General features: G+C 35.8%; 20 protein-coding genes. 9 read left to right on the plus strand and 11 right to left on the minus strand.

Going from position 1 to position 23053, the window contains the following annotated elements:
* Positions 1-159: 159 nt before the first annotated feature.
* Positions 160-525, minus strand: coding sequence for a diacylglycerol kinase (locus ESZ26_RS06400; protein WP_146798926.1), 366 nt, complete (start codon positions 523-525; stop codon positions 160-162).
* A complete protein-coding gene (locus ESZ26_RS06405; RefSeq protein WP_190278390.1) occupies positions 525-2222 on the minus strand; it encodes a phosphoethanolamine transferase in 1698 nt (565 codons plus the stop codon). The genes ESZ26_RS06400 and ESZ26_RS06405 overlap by 1 nt, the downstream gene beginning before the upstream one ends.
* A 175-nt stretch (positions 2223-2397) precedes the next feature.
* Between ESZ26_RS06405 and ESZ26_RS06410 the strand changes: the two genes are divergently transcribed.
* Positions 2398-3156: a DUF3108 domain-containing protein gene (locus ESZ26_RS06410; RefSeq protein WP_146798927.1), complete on the plus strand. Its 759-nt coding sequence runs from the start codon at positions 2398-2400 to the stop codon at positions 3154-3156.
* A gap of 120 nt (positions 3157-3276) precedes the next feature.
* Here the strand turns inward: ESZ26_RS06410 and ESZ26_RS06415 are convergent, their stop codons facing one another.
* On the minus strand, positions 3277-4701 hold the full coding sequence (locus tag ESZ26_RS06415; protein ID WP_146798928.1) for a sensor histidine kinase: 1425 nt from the start codon (positions 4699-4701) through the stop codon (positions 3277-3279).
* A complete protein-coding gene (locus ESZ26_RS06420; RefSeq protein WP_146798929.1) occupies positions 4701-5375 on the minus strand; it encodes a response regulator transcription factor in 675 nt (224 codons plus the stop codon). Before ESZ26_RS06420 ends, ESZ26_RS06415 begins: the two co-directional genes overlap by 1 nt.
* Positions 5376-5625: 250 nt before the next feature.
* Between ESZ26_RS06420 and ESZ26_RS06425 the strand changes: the two genes are divergently transcribed.
* Positions 5626-5922: a hypothetical protein gene (locus ESZ26_RS06425; RefSeq protein ID WP_170246325.1), complete on the plus strand. Its 297-nt coding sequence runs from the start codon at positions 5626-5628 to the stop codon at positions 5920-5922.
* Positions 5923-6364: 442 nt separating this feature from the next.
* Positions 6365-6925 carry a CBS domain-containing protein gene (locus tag ESZ26_RS06430; protein WP_146798931.1) on the plus strand — a complete coding sequence of 187 codons (561 nt, stop codon included), beginning with the start codon at positions 6365-6367 and terminating at the stop codon, positions 6923-6925.
* Positions 6926-7521: 596 nt separating this feature from the next.
* Here the strand turns inward: ESZ26_RS06430 and ESZ26_RS06435 are convergent.
* From ESZ26_RS06435 to fur, 3 genes are all read right to left on the minus strand, one after another.
* Positions 7522-10449, minus strand: a complete 2928-nt coding sequence (locus ESZ26_RS06435; protein ID WP_170246326.1) for a ligand-binding sensor domain-containing protein — start codon at positions 10447-10449, stop codon at positions 7522-7524.
* Between the two features lie 1197 nt (positions 10450-11646).
* Entirely contained in the window at positions 11647-12738 is a 1092-nt protein-coding gene (locus ESZ26_RS06440; RefSeq protein ID WP_146798933.1) for a hypothetical protein, read from the minus strand.
* Positions 12739-13678: 940 nt separating this feature from the next.
* Positions 13679-14122, minus strand: coding sequence for a ferric iron uptake transcriptional regulator (gene fur, locus ESZ26_RS06445; RefSeq protein WP_070376273.1), 444 nt, complete (start codon positions 14120-14122; stop codon positions 13679-13681).
* Between the two features lie 187 nt (positions 14123-14309).
* On the opposite strand from fur, the gene ESZ26_RS06450 reads away from it, so the two are divergent.
* A complete protein-coding gene (locus ESZ26_RS06450; protein ID WP_146798934.1) occupies positions 14310-14762 on the plus strand; it encodes a DUF4442 domain-containing protein in 453 nt (150 codons plus the stop codon).
* 75 nt (positions 14763-14837) lie between these two features.
* Here the strand turns inward: ESZ26_RS06450 and fldA are convergent, their stop codons facing one another.
* The 4 genes from fldA to ESZ26_RS06470 form a co-directional block, all read right to left on the minus strand.
* Entirely contained in the window at positions 14838-15365 is a 528-nt protein-coding gene (gene fldA, locus ESZ26_RS06455) for a flavodoxin FldA (RefSeq protein WP_146798935.1), read from the minus strand.
* Positions 15366-15377: 12 nt separating this feature from the next.
* A complete protein-coding gene (gene ybfE, locus ESZ26_RS06460) occupies positions 15378-15671 on the minus strand; it encodes a LexA regulated protein (RefSeq protein ID WP_146798936.1) in 294 nt (97 codons plus the stop codon).
* A gap of 9 nt (positions 15672-15680) precedes the next feature.
* A complete protein-coding gene (locus ESZ26_RS06465) occupies positions 15681-15902 on the minus strand; it encodes a DUF2788 domain-containing protein (RefSeq protein WP_070376277.1) in 222 nt (73 codons plus the stop codon).
* Between the two features lie 169 nt (positions 15903-16071).
* A complete protein-coding gene (locus ESZ26_RS06470; RefSeq protein ID WP_146798937.1) occupies positions 16072-16839 on the minus strand; it encodes an alpha/beta fold hydrolase in 768 nt (255 codons plus the stop codon).
* A gap of 160 nt (positions 16840-16999) precedes the next feature.
* On the opposite strand from ESZ26_RS06470, the gene seqA reads away from it, so the two are divergent.
* From seqA to ESZ26_RS06495, 5 genes are all read left to right on the plus strand, one after another.
* Entirely contained in the window at positions 17000-17593 is a 594-nt protein-coding gene (gene seqA, locus ESZ26_RS06475) for a replication initiation negative regulator SeqA (protein WP_146798938.1), read from the plus strand.
* A 53-nt stretch (positions 17594-17646) separates the two neighbouring features.
* A complete protein-coding gene (gene pgm, locus ESZ26_RS06480) occupies positions 17647-19302 on the plus strand; it encodes a phosphoglucomutase (alpha-D-glucose-1,6-bisphosphate-dependent) (protein ID WP_146798939.1) in 1656 nt (551 codons plus the stop codon).
* 237 nt (positions 19303-19539) lie between these two features.
* The gene (gene astE, locus ESZ26_RS06485; RefSeq protein WP_146798940.1) at positions 19540-20643 is read left to right on the plus strand and encodes a succinylglutamate desuccinylase; all 1104 of its coding nucleotides are present in this window, start codon (positions 19540-19542) and stop codon (positions 20641-20643) included.
* Between the two features lie 242 nt (positions 20644-20885).
* Positions 20886-22070, plus strand: coding sequence for a thiamine pyrophosphate-dependent dehydrogenase E1 component subunit alpha (locus ESZ26_RS06490; RefSeq protein ID WP_146798941.1), 1185 nt, complete (start codon positions 20886-20888; stop codon positions 22068-22070).
* A complete protein-coding gene (locus tag ESZ26_RS06495; protein WP_146798942.1) occupies positions 22070-23047 on the plus strand; it encodes an alpha-ketoacid dehydrogenase subunit beta in 978 nt (325 codons plus the stop codon). The genes ESZ26_RS06490 and ESZ26_RS06495 overlap by 1 nt, the downstream gene beginning before the upstream one ends.
* Positions 23048-23053 lie beyond the last annotated feature (6 nt).

Below are 23053 nucleotides of genomic sequence, written 5' to 3' on the forward strand. Positions count from 1 at the left end.
AACATATTGATAAACAGTTTAAACGTAAATCAGCATCAAATAAAGTAAGGTATAAATAAAGTAAGGTATAAATAAAGTCACTTCAAAAAAGCAGGATCTCAGATGCTTATTTGAAGTTTTATTGGGTATGTATTGCTTTTATTTAGTTTTATCAAGAAATTAAACTAGTATTATCAGCCAAATACTACTTGCGACCATAAGGCTTATCATCACTGCTGCTGATCCTAAATCTTTTGCAAGTCCAGACAATGGATGAATTTCTAAGCCAACCCTATCAACAACAGCTTCAATGGCGGTATTGATTACTTCTGTAAAAATAACAAAGAGAATCGCCAAGATTAATATCACTTGTTCTTTGAAACTTATATTAAAAACAAATGAGAGCGGCATGGCAATAACAAGCAGCAAAAGCTCTTGTCTAAACGCTGACTCATTTGTGTAAAGCCATTTAAATGCGCGTAGTGAATTTAAAGCCGCTAAATAGACTCTTTGTAACCCTTTGGGTTTATTTATATTGTCAAACACTAGTCTTGAATCTCCATTGTTTTTTCTTCGGTTATCGTAGTACGTGCTATAGCACCTTGTGATTTACACTGTATGAAAGGGTCATTATCAATATTATATGCCTTTGTTCGTACTGACATTATACTCAGTAAAGTGTCAAAAACATTGTCATGAGTTATAGGTGATTTTGCTGATGTTTTCAAGCAATTAAGGTCAAAGTCATTTTGCATTGGGTCGTTCCAATAGATCATGGGTACATGGGTTTGCTCTTCTGGAGCGAAGGCATAGGGCAAGCCATGTAAATAAAGTCCATTCTCACCGAGTGATTCGCCATGGTCTGAAATATAAAGCAAAGAAGTTTCAATATCATTTTTGTCCGCTACTTGATTTAACTCATTAATAATCTTTGAGAGTACCAAGTCGGTATAAGCGATGGTGTTGTCATAACTGTTAATAAGTTGCTCTTGTGTACAATTTTGAATATCGCTTCGTTGACAATCAGGTATAAAAACGCGCTTGTCTTTAGGATAGCGTTTAAAATAAGTGGGTCCGTGAGAGCCAATCATATGCAGCACGATCATGGTGTTTTCATGGGTTAGTCTATTAAGCTTATTTTTTAAGGGAGCTAAAAGCGCTTCGTCATAGCAGTACTCGCCATCACACAAAGGGTTTGATTTTTTCGTGTCTATTTGTTGTGTTTTTACCCGCGTACAAACCCCTTTACAACTGCCGTTATTATTACTTATCCATAAAACATCAGCCCCCGCTAAGTGGATAAGATCCACAGCATTTTGTTGTGCCATCGCAACACGTTTGTCATAACCCGCTTTATTTAATCTTGAAAACATACAAGGTACAGAAACAGCCGTTGCCGTTCCACATGAACTCATATTGGAGAAAGAAACTACGCCTTGCTTTTCGGTATATGGGTTAGTCCGTTTACTATAGCCATTTAGTGAAAAACTTTGGGCGCGAGCTGTTTCTCCTAACACCATCACGGTGACATGCTTTTTCTGACTATCACGCACTATTGATGGCGCTGTATCTAAGACCTTAAATTCTAATGGTGGATAAAAATAGTGATTGCGGACAAATTTGAATGACGAAACCACCATTTTATATGGGGTAATATAGGTAATAAGGTTTTTATTATTTCTGCCAACCGCCGCGTAATTTGAATAGAAAAAGACACCTATTAACAAGACAGTGGCAAGACTTACACTGAATATTTTTAGTCTACTTAACAGTTCTTTAAAAAAGGGTTTATAAGTTAGTTGTACCGAATAAATAATGAAAGAGGGAATTAATCCAAAAAATATAAAGAATATAATCGCGTGAAAATTTATGTAAGACCACGCTTCAGCCGTGTCGGTTTCGAGAGTATTTTGCACCATACCGTAATCAAAAACGATCCCGTATGAAATGGTGCCATAAAAGATTAAAGCAGAACAAATGACCGTAGCGATCAACAAAGGTTTAGTTAACCACCTAAATGAAAAAAGCCCTTGAATGATGATGGTTAACGCTAATAAAAATATTGGTAATGACACCAAAAAGAATAAATTATAGTGATCTAGTGCCGTAATAACCGTTGCTGATTTGATCAAAAAAGGCAAGTTTAAGATAAGTGCAATATAACAGCAGGTAAAGAACAACAACTGATTTGTCGATAACTTTAAATTTTTGAAACAAGACATATATTTAATTATTAAATTCATAAAAACACCCATGGGTTAGTGTCTTTATAGTAATAATGCAAACTTAAGGTTCGCTTAGGCTAAACTGAAAATAGCCTTTATTAAAAAATAAATTTACCTTAGGCTTGATTTACGCTAAAAAGAGAAGGTTTTACACGTAGTATTTCCTGCATAATCACCACAAGGCACTATTTGGATGTTTCTCTACTCTCATTTCTTACGCTCAACCTATACTCGAACTTATATATTGTCCTGCTTAGTTATGGCCAGTTGTTATGCACAAAGTACAGAAGCACCTACCATAGCGAATAATACGACTTTGGCAGAATATACTGCGCATTATACGGTTTATCGAAAAGGTGATAAATATGGAACGGCAGAACGAACGTTATCAAAAACTACTGATACCCAGTATAAATTAACGTTTAAAACTGAGGCTTCAAAATATTTTTATGTTATTAATACCGAAGAATCTAGTGAGTTTTTATATGATGAACAGCAGATAAAACCGATAAAATATATCAGTAAAGATGAACGAACATTTAAGAAAACAAAAAATCAAACGATTGAATTTGATTATGCTAATAGTCTTGTTTTGGGGAACGATATCGCTGAAAAATGGTCGCTTCCTCTCAACGCTAATATACTAGACCCTTTATTAGTTATCGAGAAATTGAGTCATGACTTACAACATAAAACACAGCTTTTAGAATATTTGGTTTATGATGATAATTCAGTTAAAAGTTATATATTTGAATATTCAGGTATAGAAAAAATTAAGACACCAATGGGACTAGTTGATACGGTAAAGGTTTCTCGAGTAAAAACCAATAGCTCAAGAAAAACTCATTTCTGGTTAAGTGTCGAGCATAACTTTATCCCTTTTAGAGTAGAGCAAGAAAAAGAAGGTAAAGAAGTTGCAACACTCGAATTAAAAAAATTGATCATACCATAAGCGTGCATGGCAGATAATCATTGATCAATTTAGCTTATCTTTATAACAGTTAGTGCTTGATCATTAGTTACATAAGTTAAAAACAGGCTTAATAATAAAGTTGTGTAAAGAGCCGTTTGGTCATATTATCATCGTAAAAGTAATACTTTGGTCAGGTGCTATTGCTACATTTAAAATCGCACCGATTTTGTCACAGTAAGATTTTACAATCGCTAAACCTAGTCCGTATCTTTCTTCGGATGTTCTTGATGAATCTTTTTGCCACAAGGGTTCAAAAAAAAGCGTCAACTCTTCTTCTGAATATTGAAAACTACTGATGTTCGAAATTTCCACTCGTATTCTATTTGTGTTTATTTCTGGTGTTACGGCAATAATAACAGGGGTCGTTTCTGGGCTATAATAGAGCGCATTATTAATTAGATTGGTTAGCACGGTAGTAAAAGCGAATTCATTGGTCTGAATATAACCACATTGCTGATTAAAGTTAAGCGTAACATTTCTGTTTTGCTTATTTTCTGAGGTAATTATTGTTTTCAGTAACAGCTCAACATTTACTTGCTGTTTTTCTAATTCAGCTTGATAGGTACTTTTTTGCAGTAAAAGTATCCCGTTGACGATATTTCTTAACCGCTCAGTAATAGCCAATACATCAGTTTTAAAACTTGCGGCTAATTGTTTTTCATGAGGAAATTTTATTGCGACTTCACTTAAATTAAGTAACTCGGCGATTGGCGTTTTTAATTCATGAGCGATATCTGAAGTAATTCTTTTTTCTCTGGAATAAAGAATTTTATTTTCACTGATAAAGTGGTTAATTCCGTCTGCTATTGCAATGAGTTCTTCGGGCAATTCACTCGTTGATAGGGTGCTGACTTCAGAATTTAAATTAATTTTTTTCAGTTCAGCGTTTAATTCATCGAGGGGTTTTAGCCCACGTTCAACAACATTAAAAACAATGATCCTTACTGCGATAACAGCGGAAATTGAGGTTAATATAAAAATAACATCTACAAACCAGAGGATTTGATTTAAGCTTTCGTTACTCGTTGCGTAGGCTAACTCCATTGGCTTTTGAGTTTTTGCAAAAACCGCTTTTGTTATTCCGTATTCCTCTCTAACATCACTGTCGATTTGAGGTTTGAATTTTGTAAAATACATCCTGCCAGTACGTCCGTCTGGTAAGGTTATATTTGTTATTGATGATTTATGTAGGGCAACGGCTAATTGGGGTAAGTCATTATTCTCAAAAAGCTTCAGTGTATTAGAACGTTCAAAAACCTCATTATCACGCCATAGTTGAAAATACTCAGGATCGTTTGCCCCCGAAAACTCAGGCATAAACTCATCTGCAAAATCAAAATCTACTTTTTCAGGATCTTCGTTTACTAAGGTTTCTAATAACCCCGCCTTGTTAATCATCGCGCGGTCAAACTGATTGCTGATCCAACTATCAACACTAATATCGATAATAAAAAAGAGCGAGACCAACAATACCGATATCGATATTGATATATATTGACTTAACTTTTTCTTGATAGAAGTCATTAATTGCTCTCAACAAAATAACCAAAACCACGCTTGGTTTTTATCGGTAAATCGTGTCCTATATCTCTCACTTTTTTTCGGGTAGTAGACAGATGTGCTTCAATTGAATTTTTGGCCACCGCATTGTACTGACCTGCTAGATATTCACTTAACTTTTCAGGAGTAACTACTTTACCTTGATTGGTAAATAAACATTCAACAAGTTTATATTCATTCGGTGTTAAATGGGCATCGATGCCATTGCATAGTAATTGTTTTAAATGAATATCTAATGAAAACAGGCCAATATTAATTTTACTGTCATTGATATTTAAGCTGCCCCTGCGCATTAAACAAAGCAGTCGAACATGAAGTTCATCGAATGAGAAGGGCTTAGTTAAATAGTCGTCAGCGCCGTTTAATAATCCTGATATTTTATCTTCGGTGAGATCCCGGGCTGAAAGTATCAGCACTCTCAGGTCTTTATTGGCTTTTCTAATGGCCTTTAATATCGCCGTACCATCAACAGATGGTAGCATCAAATCAAGTATCAGTAGCGAGTAATCACCGGCTAAAGCCATACTTAGACCTTCAGAGCCATCACCGGTATCATCTACCGTAAAACCTAGGTTTGACAGCCCTATTTTAAGGCTTCTTCTTAACGAAGTTGAATCTTCAATAATCAATATTTTCAAGGTTAGCCGACAATAAATAGTTTCTCTTTAATAGAAGATAGCAGAGTTAACTTAAGATTTACTGAGTTTTTACTTAGATTATGATATTACAACATTTTAACTACCTGGCTTAGATAAACCGGTATTTAAAACGTCAGTTAAGGACGTTGTTTGCTAACAAATGATTGAAATAAAAAATTACATTTTCTCACTTGAAAAAATAAATTTATCACTCAATATATATCAGGTAATTATTATTCTTGAGAAGCACTTGCGTAAATTTATCTTCGCCATACTTTTATTTTTTATAACCAGCTCCAATGGTGAGCAAGGCTATAGTATTGTCGATGAAAAAAATTCGAACACTGCGCAACCATTGATATTTGACGTGTCTTCAGACATCGAATGTGATGTTGAACCTGACTTATTGATTACCAGTAATAAGACCAATAATCGCATCAACCAAATTACTTATCTATTCAACGATTCAACAAACAAAAACATCATATTATTGAATGAAAAATTTCAATACCTTCGCCCAAGAGCTCCGCCCTTAAACATCGTATAAATTTCACTGCTTACAATTAGGTCAATAAAAAAATTGATTTTTGACCTAATGTCGCCAATTTGTTGTGGAGATTTACCTATGATGGTGTCAACGACTTTTCGTCATAAAACGCAGGATTTCAAATTAAAATCCTATGTTAATAAAATTGTAAAAAGCTTAAGTTTTTATACTGATTTAATTCATTTTGTACAAGTAACTTTTCAGGCTGATAGTTGTCGAAAGGGCAATGCTAAATTCGGCTGTCATATTTCATTGCACTTATTAGGAAGACAAAATATCGATATAAAAGTGATTTGTAATTATAAAAAAGATGCTTTTGATCAGGCATTTAATCAACTAAGTAACGCGCTTAAACATTCGATTAAACATCAGAAAAACATCATTCATGTAATGTAGGTTTTTCTATCAAAGACAAGATTATTTTAATAAGTGAGTAGTAATTATGACCTGTTTACAGTTATTTGATTTAGATTTAATAGACAAGATTATATCACCAGAAGATTTTCATAAGATATCTTTAGACTCGCCCGCTACAGATATCTTTACTGATTTTAAAGAACATAAGGCACTAGTAATTGAAGGTGATACTGACGCTGCTGATACTTTAAAGTTGATGCTCAAAGCTCATGTGAAAATGAAAATAGTCGTGTCAAAAACTAATGATTTCTTAGGCATAGTCAGTACTAATGAGTTGTCAGAGCAACGGATCGTCGCAGAAGTTGCAAAAGGCAGTTCTAGAACTGAAATATTAGTAAAAGATATGATGATACCAAGGTATATGCTGCACGCCCTCGATTATAAAGATCTTGAAAATGCTAAGGTTAATGATGTTGTTTCAACATTAAAAAATTATGGATTACGTCATTGTTTAGTTGTTGATAGAAGTAATCATCATATAAGAGGTGTTATATCCTCGAGTGATATTGCGCGAAAATTACATTTGCATATTGATATTATTACAAAAACTTCTTTTAAAGATATTTTTGAGGTAATTCATGCCTAAGCATTAATTCTGTAAACTACTGTTAAGTATGATTGGATCGGTAACTAGCGCTATTTTTTCTCAATGGAGCAAGTAATTTATTTTTGATAGGTAATATAAATGGATACAAGTCAGTATCCATTTTTTGCATTAACAGCGATATATAAACTTGCTAATAGGTAGGTTTTTTATGATATTGTAATTGATGAAAACGCGCTTAAATAATACCGGCCTAAAGTCTTCTCATCACCTTAAATCTGGTTTTTTGGACAGGTAAATCACGATATTTACTTGTTATTGTTTAATTTAAGCGTCGGAGTATTTGGTACGCTTTGAATAAGTAGCTCATAATCTGGAAGAACTTTCTCTGTGTGGTTTATAGATGTTGTAATGTTGGGACTATAGAGATTCATTTGGGCAGCAGGAAAGTGCAGCACTTTTTCATTTAGTCATCATTAGTATAATTTGGTCATATCATTGGTCGATAGTAAACTCTACAACTTAGTACTAAAGGTAGTCCAATAACACAAAATCTGTTACAGGCTCATTTTGACCTTACCACCAATATTAATGCCATCACTATGATTAATATTTTTGCTATTCTTTATTTCTTTATTTTATTCTGATTTTTGGTAGATTCTTACTTGATTACGACCATTATGTTTGGCGAAGTATAGTGCTTGATCAGCACGAGTAATCATTTTGTCGTATTCGGTTATTTCACTATTATCGGTCAGACCTATACTTACTGTGATGTTAATGTCACCGGCTATATCTGAAAAATCATAGTTTTTAATCGTAATTCTGAGTAATTCACAATAATCATAAGCCTTTTCTTTATCACTCATAATTAATAGAGTGAATTCTTCACCTCCCCAACGCGCTAATTTTGTTTCAGTTGAACAGTCTTGAATAATTTTATGTAAAATATTAGCTATCCGTTTAATGACTTGATCGCCAATAAGGTGCGAGTAATCATCGTTTACTTTTTTGAAATGATCTATGTCTAGCATAGCTATAGTTAGTGGGCGATTAGCCAATTTAGCTTTTTCAAAGTCATTATTACACCATCCATCGAATGCACGGCGGTTAAATAACCCCGTTAATTGATCATGGTTAGCTTGATAGGAAAATAACTCAGCTTGTTTTTGTAATTCTATCGTTTGTTGGGCAACTAAGTTCTTCAATTTTACCTGGCTGCGCTTGATAGCTATCATGCGGTAGCGATAAAGCGAATATAAAGAAAAGCAAAAACAAAAAATAACAAATAATTTAAAGGAAGTTGTTTGCCAATAAAAAGGCGTGATAGTAAAGCTAATGGAGGCAATATTTTCTTGCCACTCACCATTAGGATACTTAGCCCGCATTTGGAAAGTATAATTCCCTGGTTCTAAATTAGTAAATTCAGTAAACGTTTGATTGTTTTTATTTTGCCATTGTTTATCAAAGCCAATTAATTGGCTTTGATAAACAATTTGTTTAGCCATTAAATAACTTAAACCGGCATAGTGAATTGTAATGCGAGATGCGCCTTTAGGTAATTCTACTGTCGACAAAAGGGGATAATACTTACCATCAACATTTAGTTGCTCTATTACGACAGGCAGTACGGTTTCTGCCATACGTTGTAATCTTTCATGATTAATATGGCTAACACCTTTTGCTGTAGCAATCCAAACGCTGCCGTCATCATGAAGTGTTGCCGCAGGTGTTGAACCGCCATTAGCTTGTGAACTTAAAAGACCAACGCCTTCAGCAAATAAGTTATAATCAATAGATTTATTTTTTCCTTGAATAACACTATTGATTTGTGATCGTGTAAGACTTATTATTCCACGGTTGCTGCTTAGCCAAAAGGTGTTATTGTTATCTATAACAACTTGAAATATTTTGTCTACGGGCAGTCCATTTTCTTTAGTGACAGCACTCATCTCATCGGTCATTAGATTAATATGAATTAGACCTCTGTCAGATGCTATCCAAAGTGAGTTCTGCTCAACATGAAAACCAAAGGCATATTTAGCATCAAATTTGTCATTAAGATGGTAGGTTTGTAGAGACCCTTTATTATAAGAAGCGAGACCATTGCCAGTGCCAATCCATATTCTCCCCTTATGATCTTCAGCGAGTGCTATAATGAAGTTGGCAGGTAATCCACTTTGCTTATTAAATTCTTCAATTGTGTTATCAGGCGATATTTTAACTACTCCAGAAGCGGTACCAAGCCAAATATTTTTAGTTGAGTCAACTAAAATACTTCTAATTTCATTACTTGGTAAGCCGTTCTCTGTCGTTATTAACTTTTGTAATTTATTGTTAGTGACAGCATAAAGTCCTTGTGTGTAGGTGCCAACTAAAACTTGTTTGTCTGGCGTTTCAGCTAAACTTAAAACGGAGAGTTGCTCATTACTGTGAGCTACCTTAATGGTGCTAATTAATCCTTTGTTAATCTTATTTAAGCCTTTACTGCTGCCAACCCATAGACTGCCATCTGAGTGAGATAAAACACTGCGAATAAAGTTACCTGATAATCCTTGTTTTGTGGTTAAGGTAATAAAGGGCATTTCTCTCAAACGAAATAAGCCATTACTTGTACCAACCCAAATACTTTGCTCATTATCTTGGTATAGTGAAGAAACTCTATTATTGGGAAGACCATTGCTTTCATCTAATTGTTCTAATTCGTTTTTACTAAGCTTAAAAATCCCATGATTATTGGTGCCTAGCCAAATGTTAAGATCTGAATCCTGCAATAAACTGATGATTTTTTCATTAGCGAGTCGTTTATGCAAAGGTTGGAAAATCCCCTTTACTAATTTATAAGCACCTTGTTGAGTACCGACGATTAGTTGCTTTTCTTTTGTTAATATAATGGTATGTGCAGGGCTATTAGGTAAACCATAACGTTCATCAATATGGCGAACCAACGTTTTATTTTTTACTGAAAATAGACCCTTGCTGGTGGCAACCCAAATAATGCCTTCGTTATCTTGTACTATTTTAAAAGCTTCAATATTATCAATAATAATGGTGTCTTTTTTAGTATCTTTATTTCTGTATATCAATCCCTTACCTTCTAATGCTAACCATATGTTTTTATTGTTATCATAAATGGCATCATTGATCATAGTGGACGATGAGGGTTGTGGTAACCATTGCTTGTTGCTACGAACTGATAAACCACCACGGGCACCTGCAACCAGTAATTCACCTTCTTGAGTTGATGTTAAACTTTTAATTACTGAGTCAGGCAACCCAATTTTTGAACCTCGGGTAAATACTTTAAATTCCCTGCCATTAAAGCGCGCTAAACCTTCCCAAGTGCCAATCCAAAGATAGCCGTCAGTTGTTTGTGATATTGCATTAATACCGTTGTGGGGCAAGCCATCGGGTGTGTTCCAGGTTTCAGTAAAATAATCAGATAAAGCCAGAGATGTTTTAACTGGCAAAGAGTCAACCGTTGACAAGTTAACAGAATACGCTGAAAAACAGCAGAGAAAAAAAGAAAGTGATAAAACCTTAACGGTGAGTGATAAATACTTCAAGAGTGACAATTCCTAACAGCAACTTGTTTAATTAATATTCTACCAATTTTTTATAAGTTTTGGTGTGATTTGATAATGAAAAATTATCCCTGCCTATTTTTTATTAAGTTTAAGTCGATTATGCGACGATAAGATATAAATGAAAATCTTTAAATTGATCTTACTGTTAGCTTTGCTTTTTTGAGTGTGGGGATCCAAAATATCGCTTTTTGAAAGCGTAACGTCATACTTTCGTTTTGTTTAAACAGAAATGTTTTACAGTATTAGTAGGGGCATTACTGTATTTTAATGTGACGACATTTTCCCTGAAAAGTCGCAACTAATAGTGAATCAATTAACGTATAAACTCCCAATAAATGAACTTAATCAAACTACTGCTGGCAGCTCTAATCTGAAACTATTTAATCAAAGCCAAAACGACGACTCAGTAATAATACTTTAAACCTTGTTAATATATCAAGTAACAAAGATTTTCTTACCGAGTGATGTTGAGCACAAGGGATAGAGTATTGCATTTTTGATTAAATATTTGTAAGACATGTCCTACGTTAATGTAAGATATTGAGTAAGTATATGTAAATAAAAAGACAGCTTATGTTCTTTAGTTATTGATTGTATTGGTTTTTGTATATTTACATACTTGTTACATTTTTTTATTGTAAATATAAAATATTATTATGGGTACGAATAAATCTTAATTAACGTAATATTTACTACATCAGGAAGATACAGGTCAGGAAGACCGATAGAGTAGGGTACTCTTAAAAGGACGCTTGAAGGAATAGGCCGGATGACAGGAGTCATCGAAGGAATTAAACGGATTTAGGTTAAGGGAATAACGGCGAGAGGAACAAGCCAGATGACAGGAGTCATCGAATAAGCTAAACGGATTTAGGTTAAAGGAATAACGGCTGACGGAACAAGCCAGATGACAGGAGTCATCGAATGAACTAAATGGATTTAGGTTAAAGGAATAACGGCTGATGGAACAAGCCCAAGGATGAAATATCACTATTGATGTGACTTAGGATGAGTTGCAATCACGGAAGATGAATGGAAAGCAATGGATTATTAGGAAACACTACGGACAGTTCTTTATGGATGAAGCGGGACACATATAATATGCAGGATGCATATAAGCTAGTTCAGGAAATACGGCTCTAAGAGCCGTATTTTTTTTGCTTAAAATATAGCGATTTACTGCTCAAGGAATGTTGAATAATATCGGTGTTTGCCTAAAATGGCTTGGCTACCGTTTAGAGAAAAGGTATAACCACATAAGGTAAAACTGCTTCTAATGGCAATGTTCTTGATTATCACTCTAGTATCTAGTGGTGAAAACCTCGCTAAATAGTCACCATTACTTTCTTGATTAACGTCCAATGTTCTAATCACCTCACCATTATCATAAGAAATAACCTGACAGCTGTTATCACCTTGTGCGGTAGTTTGTTGCCATAAAAAGCCACTAATTGACTGATCCCCCTGCCATTTTATCGTAATACCATCGAAAGATGATGCCAATAAAGAAAAGTTATCGGGTAGTGTAACCTCATGGCTTAGGGCAGATTTTGACTGCTCTATGGCGGTTTTTTCATTTTTGTTTGCTGCTATAACATCATCATCAACGGAGGTAATAGCAGCTGGTAGAACTATTGCCAAAAGAACGATTAATATCAATATTGTTAACGTTAATGCCTTATGTTTATTGTTAAGTAGCTTTAGTCTGATTGCTTCACCAATATCATCAGAGGCGGCAGGCGAGTCTTGAGCTACTCCACTATTTTTAACATAGGTATTAGCCGTACCTTGATGGGCGCTTGATAGCGAAACTTTAGCTTCGTGTTGATTAAATGTTGGTTCTATTCGCTGTTGAGGTTGAGAACTTCCTTGTTTTATATAGCTACTTAAGTCGATATGGCCAGCGTAACCAAAAATATGATTATTTTTTTGGCTTTTGTAAGTCATTAAAAATGCAGAAATTGCTAAAGGGACTAAAAGTAACCAGTAGCTTGTGGTGTTATCACTGATGGTGATAATTAAACCAGCAATTAAAAAACTCGCTGTAGGTGCTAGCAACCAGCTTATCTTGAGATTAGCATCGTTTAGGCGACGCTTTGTTGAAAGAGTACATATACCTGCACAAATAGATAATGCCAACAAAGATAATAAGCCGTTAAAAGAAAAAATTGTGCTAGTAATGATAAATAATAAATAACAACTTAAATGTATAGCAATGAATCGACGACGATCATCTGAACCGGTTAAACAAAATAGTGACTTCAACAAAAGCACAAAAACTCCTAAAAATATTGTTTGATCTGAAAACTTCGGCAAGAATAACTAATTTTCTGTTAACTTTCAGTGATATTTTTATATTGCATCATTTATCATTTTTATATTTGCCGACAAAGTCACACCTTTGGTGTAAGTCATTTCGCACAATTACGTCAGTGATCATACAATAATTTGTAAGTGTAAAAGACAGCAACTTATAACTACCTGTTAGATATGATTAAAATCATTATTTTTAATAAAAGTAATGAATGAAGTTTAATTTATTTCATTTAACTTGCTAGCGCCAGAACACATAAATGCTAATATTTATCTTGTCAGGACGACACAGGTTATGGACAACACTACAAATAAGTTTAAGGGATAAACATTATTTGTTGAACACGTACAGGAAGTACGAAATGGAAAGTGGTATAAGTTAATATTCAGTTGATAAAGGATTTACCTGTAAGGACACTAACTTTTTCAATGGAATGATACGTAAATGGAATTTACATGAATGGATGCAAAAACGAGCGCTGAAGTTAACTTAATTTACCACGCTTATAATGAATGAAAATTTATGGATGAAACTAACTGATAATGGATGTGTAGTAGAGAGATAGTATCTCTGTTTATATGGAGTCATTTAAAGGAATTAAATGAACAGTTAGTACTGAAATGGATGTTAATTAAGGATAGTAATAACATTTGAGTAACGTGATCTTACCCAAATATAATTTCCAGATGATTTAGGGAGTTTAAAAATTGGCAAATGGATTTGCAGCATTATATCTAGCAAAGAAATAAAAAGCGGCTTTATGTCGCTTTTTCTTTGTCTATAAAAAGGTAATTTAGCAGATGCGTTTATCTTAATACTAAGCAAAATTATATTTTGATTAGTAAAAAAAAACCTGCTGAAGCAGGTTTTTATTAGTAACATTCACACAATAGCTTAACTATTAGACGTTCGGTATGAATCACAAGCTTCTTCATCTTCACACTCACCATATAAATATAAACTATGGTTGGTTAGCTTTATTTTATGTGATTTAGCAATATCTTCTTGGCGTTGTTCAATGACGTTATCTTCAAACTCCACTACTTTGCCACATTTTAGGCAAACAAGATGGTCATGATGTTTCTTATGACTTAATTCAAAAACAGACTTTCCACCTTCAAAATGATGACGACTGACAATGCCCGCATCGTCAAATTGATTGAGTACACGATAAACGGTAGCCAAGCCAATCTCTTCATTCTGCACTAACAATATTTTGTAAACATCTTCCGCACTAATATGCTGATTATTAGGATTTTGCAAAATAGTGAGTATTTTGATTCGCGGCAGGGTGATTTTTAATCCAGCTCTTTTTAGCTCTTCATTTTGGTCTGCCATTAACTTTAATTCTCTAATTCGGTAAGTTAAACAAAATTATAGGGGGTTCTACTGCTTGAGGGAAGCCTTAGTTGAAATGAATAGTAAATTGATCGGCTTTGACTTTTTAAATTAGTATAAACTCCAATAGCTTTACTGGTACGATGAGCTGTATGACCGAGTGATTATAGGATCAAAGGAGATTTAGATGTTAAGAAGAGCGTGGTTACTAAAATTACTGCTAAATATTTGGCCACCATTTTTATTTACCGGCATTAAGGTCACCGAGCTTTCTAGTGATTTCAGACAAGCTAAGGTGAGTTTAAAAATGCGAGCATGGAACAAAAATGTTTTAGGCACACACTTTGGCGGCTCACTATTTTCGATGACAGACCCTTTTTATGTCTTAATGATTTTAGCGCGTTTAGATAATCAATATTATGTCTGGGATAAATCGGCTGATATAGACTTTATTAAACCAGGAGTAGGCGAAGTTACGGCTGAATTTTACGTTAGTGATGATTTTATTAATGAGATTATTGAAAATACTCGTCATGGTGAAAAGTATCAACCGACGGTGAATGTTTATGTAAAAAATAATAATGGTGAGCTGGTCACTAAATTAAATCGGCGTTTATACATACGTCAGAAAAAAAAATAAACATTGCTTACATAACAGTAGACACAAAAAAGCCTGTCGACACAGGCTTATTATTGGCTAATTATAAAGAGTAAATTAGTCTGCAAGCTCTGCTAAACACATCTCTTCAAATATTTGAGTGACCCACTTGTCAATTCTCGCTTCAGTTAGTTCTGGTTGACGGTCTTCGTCAATACATAAACCAATAAAAGTCTTCTCATCAACTAAGGCTTTAGATGCTTCAAACTCGTAACCTTCCGTTGACCAGTTACCAACAATAACCGCGCCTCTTGACTCAGCAATATCTTTTAAAGGCTCCATCGCGTCACAGAAGTATTCAGAATAATCTTCTTGATCACCTAAACCAAAAATAGCGACTAACTTATCAGTAAAGTCGACTTCTTCAAGCTCAGGTAAGAAGTCGTCCCAATCACATTGGTTTTCACCATAATACCAAGTTGGAATACCTAAAATGATTAAATCAAATTCAGCTATTTCTTCTTTAGTACTTTTTGCGATGTCTTTTACTTCAACTAATTTTTTGCCTAACTTTTTTTGAATAGTTTTGCTGACAGCTTCAGTATTGCCTGTATCACTACCGAAAAATAAACCTACAATTGCCATGGTATAAAACCCTTATTTACTAATATTTAATGCTGTTGCCGTCATTGAATTTTTCAATATCGACTCAATAAGTTCGCCGCGACTTAAGCCTTTAACTTTAGCTAAGTCGTCGAGTTGCTCAAACAAGTCTTGATGTATCTTAAACTCTACTCGTTTTAAGCCATTGTTTTTATCGCGTTTAACTTGATTGCGCTTGTTTATTTTTACTTGCACACTACGCGAATGAGGATTTGTTTTTGGGCGTCCAGGACGCTTTTCATCACTAAACAAATCAATAGTGGTTAAATCACTTGCTTCTTTTGCCATCTTTAACTCTTACCCAACCCCTTGGCTTTCCCAAACCAGTTGGATAATGCCTTTGGCAATAAAGCCAGCACAACCTAGAAATAAGACCAAATAAACGACCATACGGCCCATTTTGGGAACATCATTTTTTGTCATTACATCATGGACTGATAAGCCAATGAAAATAAAGATAAAAGCAAAAAATAAATTCAAACCGATAGTTTCAATAAGTTCTAAGTTTTCAGCTAACATAATTCACCCTAAAAATTTCAGGCGCACTATAGCATAATCTAACGCTTAAACACATAATTTTTACCACAAATGACAAGGCAATTTAACGCTATTCTTTCAATCAATTGATTGTTGCAAACCTAAAAAGGTTATTCGATTCATTGATTTTAAAGCGGTTTATAAGTGCATGTTAAAGGTTTAAATATTCATTAACAATTTTGTTAAATACTGTGGTTTTTTCTGCATGCAACCAATGGCCAGTTCCTTGAATTATTTTGGCTCGACTATTTGGAAATAGTGCTTGGATAATATCACGGTGCTCTGTGGTTATATAATTAGAGTTACCGCCCTTGATAAATAGAGTTTCACCTTTAAAAGCTTGCTTACCTTGATTTGCTGCCATTATTTGTGGGTAACATTGCTGAATATTGTCAAGATTGCATTTGAAATTGAACTTACCATCTTTGGCGACTAAATTACGTAATAAAAACTGTCTAACACCTATATCATCAACGTATGGAGATAATTGATTGTCAGCATCTTTTCTATTACTAATATCATCAAGCTTAATGTTTTGTAAGCCTTCAATAATTTGAGTGTGGTGTGGTGGATAAGCAACCGGTGCAATATCGGCTATAATAAGTTTATCAATTTTTTCACTATGGTCTAGCGCAAGCTGCATAGCAATTTTACCGCCCATCGAGTGTCCAAGGATATGGGCACGTTCAATATTAATCCTTGCCATTAGTTCGATAACGTCTTGGGCTAATTCTTGGTAGCTCATTGCGTTTTTGTGAAAAGATAAACCATGGTTTCTTACATCTATATTGGTCACTCGGTAATTATCTTTTAAACCTTTTGCCACCATGTTGAGGTTTTCTAAACTACCGAATAAACCATGTATTAAAATTATATCGGCGCCAGAGCCTTGTTGTTGATAGTGTAAATTCTTAGTCATTGATAGCTCATCGAATGTATATGCTTGCTTTAATCTTTATTGTCTTAGCTTTTATTGCACCATGCAATTTTTTTTGAGCCTTTATCGAGATATTGGCGCTGGAAAGTTTTCCTTAAGCTAAGTATAATCCTGCGCGAATAATAAAATTCTAGGGTAATTAATGAAAAACATTGAAATAGATGAAGAACTTTACCAACACATAGTGTCGAATACCCAATTTATTGGCGAAAGTGCTTCGTCAATCTTACGTCGCTTGCTTAGTTTAACGTTGACTGAAAATACGGTTGATTTTCTTGTAGAAAATGTTCGTATCGAAGATGAAGAGGCTATTGAAAGTTTACCTCTTCAAGTTGAAGAAAATATCGAGATTGCAGTAGCTGTCATAGCAGAAGAAATAAAGGTCGAACCGCCTAGCATTGATAATGTACTTAATTATATTAATAAAGAAGAATTAGCCATGCAGCGCGGCGCGGTTGGTCGATTTTTACTTATTCTTGCTGCTTTATATCGTGTGCACAGTGAAAGTTTCGCTGTTGTTTCTGAAATCCGTGGGCGAGACCGTCTCTATTTTGCTAAAAGTAAAGATGAACTTTCTGCCAGTGGCAGCAGCACTAAGCCATTACAAATCCCCGATAGCCCATTTTGGGTGATGACAAACTCAAATACCACCCGTAAAAAAATGATGCTAACGAAAGCATCGCTAATGTTAGGTTACACTAACGAAGATGCCGAAAATATTCGAGATCTTTTATAAGCAATATCAAAATTGTTGACGATAACATTTAAATAAAAAATATAGGGAATATCATGACTATTCATGCGCATGCAGGAAAACCAGTTAGACCACAAGACCGTATTAATATTGGTAAATTAGTCAGTGATTATTTTTTATTAAGGCCAGATGTTGCGATTACTGCACAACGGGTAACTTTTGGTACCTCAGGCCATCGCGGCAATGCCAGTAAAACCAGCTTTAATGAACAACATATTTTGGCTATTTGTCAAGCAGTTGCCGAACATCGCATTGAACAGGGATTGAAAGGGCCATTGTTTTTAGGTAAAGATACCCACGCGCTTTCAGAACCTGCTTTTGCTAATGCGCTGTCGGTGTTAATTGCCAATAATATCCCAGTGGTTATTCAAGATGATGATGGTTTTACACCAACTCCGGTTATTTCTCGACTCATTATTGCTCATAATAAATTACCAATAAATAAAGATAATCAAGCTGATGGTTTAATTATTACTCCTTCTCACAATCCACCAACAGATGGTGGTATTAAATATAATCCACCTCATGGAGGGCCTGCTGAAGGTGGTGTGACTAAAAAAATTGAACAACGAGCTAATGACTTAATTGCCGAAAAGCTGATTAATGTTAAAGACGTTAGCTACCAGCAAGCTTGTTCGTCGCCATTATTGTCAAAACAAGACTTTATTACTTTTTATGTTAACGAACTTGAGCAAGTTGTTGACATGAAAGCTATTGCGCAAGCAGGTGTTAAAATTGGTGTTGATCCACTTGGTGGTTCAGGGATTCATTACTGGCCAGTTATCGCAAAGACCTATCAGTTAAACCTTGAAGTGGTCAATCCGGTTGTTGATGCCAGTTTTGCTTTTATGCCCCTTGATAAAGATGGCAAAATTCGGATGGATTGCTCATCTCCTTATGCCATGGCTGGACTCATAGCTTTAAAAGACAAGTTTGATATTGCTGTAGGTAATGACCCTGATTTTGATCGCCATGGTATTGTTACTCGAACCGGTGGTTTAATGAATCCTAATCATTACTTAGCCGTTGCTATCTATTATTTGATGACTCATCGTGACTGGCCTAAAACCAGTAAAATAGGTAAAACCTTAGTGTCTAGCTCACTTATAGACCGTGTTGCTAAGTATATTGACCGTCCTTTATCAGAAGTGCCGGTGGGTTTTAAATGGTTTGTCGACGGTCTCAGTGATGCATCATACGCGTTTGGTGGTGAAGAAAGTGCGGGTGCTGCTTTTTTATCTCGTGATGGCAGCTGCTGGACGACAGATAAAGATGGTTTTATTATGGCGTTACTGGCAGCAGAAATTCTTGCTGTTACCGGTAAAGACCCCTATCAACTGTATCAAGAGCTTGCTGAAAAATTAGGTGAGCCTTGTTATGGGCGTGTTGAAGCTGTTGCCAGTTTTGAACAAAAACAAGTGCTAACGTCATTAAGTGCGGATGACATTACCAGTACGACGCTCGCTGGTGAAAAAATTAACCAAGTTTTATCACACGCCCCTGGTAATAATGCCGCTATTGGTGGTGTCAAAGTCACGACAGACAATGGTTGGTTTGCTGCTCGTCCTTCAGGTACTGAAGATATCTATAAAATTTATGCTGAGAGTTTTATTGATCAAAAACACTTAGCACTTATTATTACCGAAGCACAAGTACTGGTCAGTGCTGCATTTACCAAAGCCGGTTTATAAGTCGATAGTGAGATAAAGGTATCAGAACTTCTTACGCTGCTATAAATTGAAATAGTATATAATATCGGCTAATGATCAAGGTCATTAGCCGATATTATATGCCAGTATTGGCAAACGTCGCTGACTTATCAATGTTGTTCATTATTGTCACTTTAACTTTTATTCTCATCAAACCAAGCAATAATCTCCATTTCTTTGTACAATATAAACAATTTTTATTGCCTTAGTGAATGTGGTTTGAATAAATTACAAGTAGTCGTACAAGAACAACAGCAAGCGTTACAATCAACAGGTGACTTTCTCGCCTTAACTCGTGCTAATGAGTGGTCACTCGCAGGACGTTTTTCCTTTCAAGTTCAACATCAAGCAAGTAACAGCCAAACAAACGTCACGGTACTTGATACCGGTTTGATTACTTTTGAACCTGTTGAACTTCAAACCTCGAATAAAGATATTGTGCTCTCAAGTGCCGTGCACGGTAATGAAACCGCGCCAATTGAAATTTGTGCTGAGCTCATTAAAAAGCTTATTTTAGGGGAGCTTGCCTGTACCGAACGTGTATTGTTTATTATTGGTAACCCGGCTTCAATTAATATTTCTGAGCGTTTTATTGAAGAAAATATGAATCGCTTATTCTCCGGTGGCCATTCTGCTGATCAGGGCCAAGGCGCAGGGTTAATTAATAAAGAGCGCCACCGTGCTTTATTACTTGAAAATACCGTGCGAGATTTCTTTGAACAAGGCCAATCGTTATTAAGTGGTACTGAAAGAGAACGTTGCCATTACGATTTACATACCGCCATTCGAGCTTCAAAAAACGACAAGTTTGCTGTCTATCCTTTTAGACATGGTAAGGCTTGGAAAAAATCACAACTGCAATTTATGTATGCCTGTGGCGTGAGTACTATTTTACTTTCGCATTCACCCACCACAACCTTTAGCTATTTTTCATCAAACGAGTTTAATGCCGACGCCTTCACTGTGGAATTAGGCAAAGTGATGCCTTTTGGTGAAAATGACATGACTAAATTCGAGCAAGTCAAAGAAACATTAACCCGTTTGATTTCAGGGCAAGACTTGTTACTAAAAGACTATGATGAAAATGATTTTAGTATTTATGAAATCTACCAAACCATTAATCGTCAGGGTGAAAACTTTGCTTTAAATTTTTCGGATAACGTTGAAAACTTTACTGACTTTCCAAAAGGCACGGTACTCGCTGTCGATGATGGTAATGAGATTAAAACAGATAAAGATGGCGAAGCTATTATATTCCCTAATGCTAATGTTGCTATCGGGCAGCGCGCATTATTAACCGTTATCCCCACATCTATCGAATAACGGCTGTAGTGATGTAAACTTTTATGGGCATATTGATGATATTACCGTATGTCCAAAATTTTACTTAGCTCACACAACTTGTGTTTCAGTTTACGTAAAGGTAAAGTACGTTCGATTATTTACAACAGCTCATTGCGCAAAACCCAATAAGTACTAAAACTAAGTACACTTACGCTAAGAATAATGGGTATAGCAAATCTGCAATGAACATATTCCCTAAGACAAGAAGAGAAGAGAAGGCTATGAACACTGACGTATATAAAGAAAGTCCGGTGGTACATCAACCCGCTTTTATTGATGGTCATTCAGTTGAAATTCCCATCCTCAAAGTATTACAACAAGACGGCACCGTATATGAAGGTGCTGAGCTTCCTGAAATTGATCAAGAATCAGCAACAAAAATTTATAAAACTTTAGCATTTCACCGTGTACTCGATGAGAGAATGGTCGCATCGCAACGTCAGGGGCGTCTAAGCTTTTACATGACCGCACTGGGCGAAGAAGCTGCAAGTGTTGGTGGTGCTGCCGGTTTAAAACCTCAAGATATGATCATGGCGCAATATCGAGAACAAGGTGCATTAATGTATCGTGGCTTCTCACTTGAAAACTTCATGAATCAAATGTTCAGTAATGAAAAGGATTTAGGCAAAGGTCGTCAAATGCCGATTCATTACGGCAGCCGTGAATTAAACTACATGACGATTTCATCACCACTGGCTACTCAAATACCACAAGCGACCGGTTATGCATATGGCCAGAAGTTACAAGGGCTTGACGCGGTAACTATTTGTTATTTCGGTGAGGGGGCTGCATCAGAAGGTGACTTCCATGCCGGTTTAAATATGGCAGCAGTACATCGTGCTCCGGTTATCTTTTTCTGTCGTAATAACGGCTACGCAATTTCAACACCCGCAGACGAGCAGTATGCAGGTAATGGTATTGCTTCTCGTGGTGTCGGTTACGGTATTAAAACGATTCGAATCGACGGCAACGATATACTCGCCGTTTTAAAAGCGACACAAGATGCTCGGACTTATGCTTTAGCAGAAAATAAGCCAGTACTTATTGAAGCGATGTCTTATCGCTTAGGCGCACACTCTACCTCTGATGATCCTTCTGGATATCGTACGCGTGAAGAAGAAGCTAAATGGCAAGCTCATGATCCAATTCTTCGTATGAAAAACTGGATGTTAGCGAATAAGTGGTGGGATGAAGCACAAGAAACAACGTTATTCGATAAGTTACGTGAAGAAGTCTTAGCGGCGGTAAAAGTTGCTGAAAAAATTGATAAACCACCGGTTGAAGATTTAATCACCGATGTTTATGACGAACCACCAACGCTATTAAAAGCTCAACTTGCCGAGCTGAAAGTACATATTAAAAAGTATCCAGAAGCCTACCCATTCACCGCGGGGAGAATTAAATAATGGCACAAATGAATTTATTACATGCAATTAATAACGCACTTGACATTGCAATGACAGAAAATGAACGCGCCGTGTGTTTTGGTGAAGATGTTGGCCATTTTGGTGGTGTTTTTCGCGCAACCAGTGGTTTACAAGAAAAGTTTGGTAAGTTGCGTTGTTTTAACACGCCTTTAGTTGAACAAGGTGTTATTGGTTTTGCTAATGGCTTAGCAGCTCAAGGCAGTGTGCCTATCGCTGAAATTCAATTTGCTGATTATATTTTTCCGGCTTTCGATCAAATTGTTAATGAATCAGCAAAGTTTCGCTACCGCAGCGGTAATGAATTTGATGTGGGTAATTTAACGATACGTACACCATACGGTGGCGGTATCGCGGGTGGCTTATATCATAGCCAATCACCAGAAGCTTATTTTGCTCATACACCAGGCTTAAAAGTGGTTGTACCTCGTAATCCTTACCAAGCAAAAGGTTTATTGTTAGCGTCTATTCGCGATAAAAACCCGGTTATCTTTTTTGAACCTAAGCGATTGTATCGTGCCTCTGTGGGCGAAGTGCCTTTAGAAGACTATCAATTACCCCTTGGCAAAGCTGAAATTGTTACGCCAGGCAGTGACATCACGTTATTAGCGTGGGGCGCACAAATGGAAATAATAGAGAAGGCGGCTGAAATGGCTGCAGCTGATGGTATTTCATGTGAAATCATTGATTTACGTACTATTTTACCATGGGACATTGAAACTGTTGTTAATTCTGTTACTAAAACAGGACGCTTAGTTGTTAGCCAAGAAGCGCCATTAACGGCGGGTTTTGCTAGTGAAATTGCGGCAACGATTCAAAAAGAGTGTTTCTTACACCTTGAGTCACCTATTGCGCGCATCTGTGGTATGGATACACCTTACCCATTATCGCTAGAAAAAGAATATGTTGCCGACCACTTAAAAGTGTACGAAGCCATTAAACACAGCATAAATTACTAAGGTTTT

The sequence above is a fragment of the Colwellia hornerae genome, assembly GCF_007954355.1.
Taxonomy (GTDB): domain Bacteria; phylum Pseudomonadota; class Gammaproteobacteria; order Enterobacterales; family Alteromonadaceae; genus Colwellia_A; species Colwellia_A hornerae.